This is a genomic window from Pseudomonas sp. (assembly GCF_040514055.1).
Taxonomy (GTDB): Bacteria; Pseudomonadota; Gammaproteobacteria; order Pseudomonadales; family Pseudomonadaceae; genus Aquipseudomonas.
On the sequence record NZ_JBEVDL010000087.1, the window covers coordinates 1 to 3606 of the forward strand.

General features: G+C 63.4%; 4 protein-coding genes. All 4 read right to left on the bottom strand.

Annotation, left to right across the window (positions count from 1 at the left end):
* Positions 1-715 (bottom strand): ATPase, T2SS/T4P/T4SS family (locus ABWY06_RS23815; protein WP_502948244.1); only part of this gene is annotated, 715 nt, incomplete at its 3' end.
* 84 nt (positions 716-799) lie between these two features.
* Positions 800-1333, bottom strand: a complete 534-nt coding sequence (locus ABWY06_RS23820) for a response regulator (protein WP_274076668.1) — start codon at positions 1331-1333, stop codon at positions 800-802.
* A 220-nt stretch (positions 1334-1553) separates the two neighbouring features.
* Positions 1554-2507, bottom strand: coding sequence for a peptidylprolyl isomerase (locus ABWY06_RS23825; protein WP_323628972.1), 954 nt, complete (start codon positions 2505-2507; stop codon positions 1554-1556).
* A 14-nt stretch (positions 2508-2521) separates the two neighbouring features.
* The coding region (locus ABWY06_RS23830) for an ABC transporter substrate-binding protein (protein WP_353928073.1) at positions 2522-3606 on the bottom strand (1085 nt) is incomplete at its 5' end.

The window sequence follows — 3606 nt, forward strand, 5'->3', positions numbered from 1 at the left end:
TGACCTTGACCCGGGAAATCACCTGCTCGGCGAACTCGTTGCCCTGGATCTTGCTGATGTTGTTGAGCACGCCATCGATGCGGTACTTGATCACCAGGCCGCTGCCGGTGGTGCCCAGGTGGATATCGCTGGCGTGCATCTTCAGCGCGTCGTAGAGGGTCGAGTTGACCAGCTTGACCACCACGCTGGAGTCTTCGCTGATGCTGGTCAGGGACAGGCTTTGCAGGGTGTCGATCTCGGTATTGCCGTCGGCCTGGGCGTTGAGCGACTCCACCGCGTGGAAGCTCTCTTCGTGGCGCGCCAGGTAGGCTTTCAGGTCGTCGGCATGCACCAGGTACAGCGGCGCGCCGTGCAGGCAGTCGTCGATCCAGGCAAGGCGTGCAGTGTCGAAGGGGTCGGCAAACACGCCAATGACCGCGTCGGCGTGACGCAGCAGGATGAATTCGCGCTTGAGGCATTGGGCCAGGGTGACCCGGTCGAATACCGGGGTCGATTGAAACAGGCTGTCGGTGTCGAGCACCGGGTAGTGAAGGGTTGCGCCCAGGCACTGGATAAAGGGCATGGGGGCCAGTTCGCAGAGCACCCCGAGGGCTTCGAGCATCCGCTCGCCGGTACTGCCGGCCCGGGAACGGGCCTGGGCCAGTTGCTCACTGGAAAAACGAGTCGGTACAGAGTCCAGCGGTGGCACATCGACGACAAGGGATAGACGGTCCATGGCTTGCTCTCCAACACCCGGGGCTTAGAGCCCTGTCGGCGCGGCGAGCAATTGCGGCATGTGCCGGAACCTCTTGTCGCGCCATTACTCCCCGGTGAGCAATTGTTCGTCGTCTGGCGCTGTGGAGGCCGAGGTACTTCGTCGGCGATCTGCTAGCACCCAACTACCGTCGTACAACTGCAGCGGGAAACTCTCGGTCCTGCTCTGGCGTCGTTCGACAAAGCCTTCGGAACTGCTCACCGCCGCGTTGGGTTCGCGCTGTCGCCCCAGAAGATCAAGCACTGCACGCGCCAGTTCCGCCATCGGAAAGGGTTTGAACAGGATATGGCTGACTTCCAGTTGCCGGGCCCTTTCGCAAACCTCTGCGGTGGGGTGCCCCGTGATCAGCACAAAATGACACTTCCTGTTCTGGCGGACGGCATCGAGCACCTCAAAGCCTTCCATATCGGGCAAGCGGTAATCGAACACCATCACATCGGGTGCGAAGTCGCCGGCTTCAGCGATTCCTTGCGCACCGTCGTGAGCAATCCGGACTTCCAACCCTTGCGCCTGCAGGTAACCCTGGAGGTTTTCTGCAAGAAGTTGTTCGTCTTCAACAACCAGTACTTTGTTTAACAAGGTGGACTCCTTGAACCCCAGGTCCGAGTACCGAACCTGGCGGAGTGCGCGCCTTGATAGGTCTAACGCACACTTCATGCCAGGCTGAGTGCCGGTAATTTTATGTATTCATGTCCTTGAATTTAAAAGCAATGCCGTTTCGTCCACATGCCCCACCCCCCAAAAGCGGGGGAAAGCGAACGGACGTGCAGCGAAGCTTTCCCCCACTGTTGGGGAAAGCTCATTGATCGTCAATTCTTTCGATGCTGTTGCTTGCGCGCAGCTGCGCCAGCGCCTGCAGACGCGCCTGGACCTGTTTCTGTCGGGCAAGGTAGGCCCGAACCATTTCAAGTCCCTGCTCTTGTGTGACATCGGCGGCCTCCATTCGGTTCTCCAACAGGATCAAATGCCAGCCCACCGCCGTGCGCACCGGCTCGCTGACGGACCCGGGTTTGAGGGCAAAGGCTGCGGCTTCGAACTCCGGCATCATGCGCCCCCGGGCAAAGTAACCCAGGTCGCCGCCGGCGCTGGCCGACGCGTCTTCGGAACCGCTACGAGCGACGCTGGCAAAATCGGCGCCTTCACGGATGCTCGTGTGCAGTGCCTGCAAGCGTAGTCTCGCGGCTTCGACTGTGGAAGCGTCCGCCCCCTGAGGCACTTTTATCAGGATATGCCTGACCTGGATTTCCTCGGGACGGTTCATCTCGGCGCGGTGCTCCTGATAGAACGCCCGCACCTCTTTTTCGTCCGGCTCGCCGACCCTCGTGAGCTCAGTAAACATCTGCTGCGCCGCCAGGTCGCGGCGGGTGTACTCGATGTAAGAAGCCTCATCGAAACCGGCGTCTTCCAGGCGCCGGGCGAACACCTGTGGGCCACCCATGGCCTGGCGGGTCTGGTCCACCTGGGCTTGCACCGTGGCATCGCTGATCACCACCCCGCGCTTGAGCGCTTCCTGCCACAGCAGTTCCTTGTCGATCAGCGCATCCAGCGCCGCCGTGCGCAGCTGTTTGTAGGCGCTGGGGCTGCGGATGCTGGCGACCGCCCGGCCCTGATCCTCCAGGTATTCGGCGAAATAGCGCTCCAGGCGTAGCTGGGAAATTTCCTCGCCATTGACCCGTGCCACGGCCGGGCCATTGCTGCAAAACGCGGCGGGCACCCACAGGGTCAACAGCACCATTACAGTCGTGAGTTTCATCTTCGGCCTCCGGATCAGGGCGTGGCGGCAATGGGTTTGTAGGGGGCGACCAGATAGAAGCGCTGGTCGGGCAGGTCCACGGTGACCACATGGGCGCCGCTCAGGCCCAGGCGTCGGCCCGGCCCGAAACTGATCAGCGGGGTCAGGCCGGTATCGAAGTCGTGCAGGCCTTCCAGGGCACTGATGAGTTTTTCCCGGCTGGCATCGCGCCCCGCCTGTTTCATGCCCTCGCTGAGCAGCAGCATCGAACTGTAGGCCCCGACCTGCAGCACCGCGTGTTCGCCGCCGAGCTTCTGGCGTTCGCGCAATTGGGTCAGGGCGGTGCGCCCGGTGCGCGTCCAGTCGCTGGGCACGAACGGATACGCCAGGAACACCCGCCGGGAAAACCCGCTGGGCACCTGCATCAGATCCCCCGCCACCTGGTTCGAGGCGGCGAACAGATAAGGCACCTGGCCCGCGGTCTGCAAGCGCGCGGCCAAACGACTGAAGCCGCCACTGCTGCCCATGTAGAACACCGAGCGCGAGCCCAGTGGCAACTCGTCCTGCGCCGTCTCGTAGGGTTGCAGGCGCACTTTCTGCCAGGCGTTGTCCTGCAGGTATTGGGCAAGTTTCTCCGCCGCCAGGCGCTGGCCCGGCTCGTTCGGGTAGGCGATCAGCGTCGGGCCCTGCAACACGCGCAGGCTGGTGGCGGCGTAGTTGGCCAGGGCAATCATCTGTTCGCGCAGCCCCGGCAGCGGCTCGAAAATCTGCCGACTGGCCTGGGCCGTGCCCTGCAACGACAGCGGCCCGATCAGGGGCACGCCGGCCTGCTCCAGGCGCGGGGCCAGTTCGTTATCCAGCGCCGGCACCAGCGGTGCGACCAGGGCGAACACCTGTTCCTGTTCGATCAACTGGTCGAGCGCATGCTCGGCGCTGACACGATCGGGACCGGGATCGAGGATGGTCAGGCGCAACTGCCGGCCATGGATCCCGCCCGCTTCGTTGATCCGCGCCACGCTGCCCCGCAGCACCGCCGCCACCGTGGTGCCCTCCTCGCCCAACACGCCAGTGCTCGGCAGCAAGGTGCCCAGGTGCAGGCTGTCGGGGCTCAGGCCCGGAT

Coding starts and splice junctions, on each gene's coding strand:
- ABWY06_RS23825 (WP_323628972.1), bottom strand. CDS start 2,507: ATGAAACTCACGACTGTAATGGTGCTGTTGACCCTGTGGGTGCCCGCC.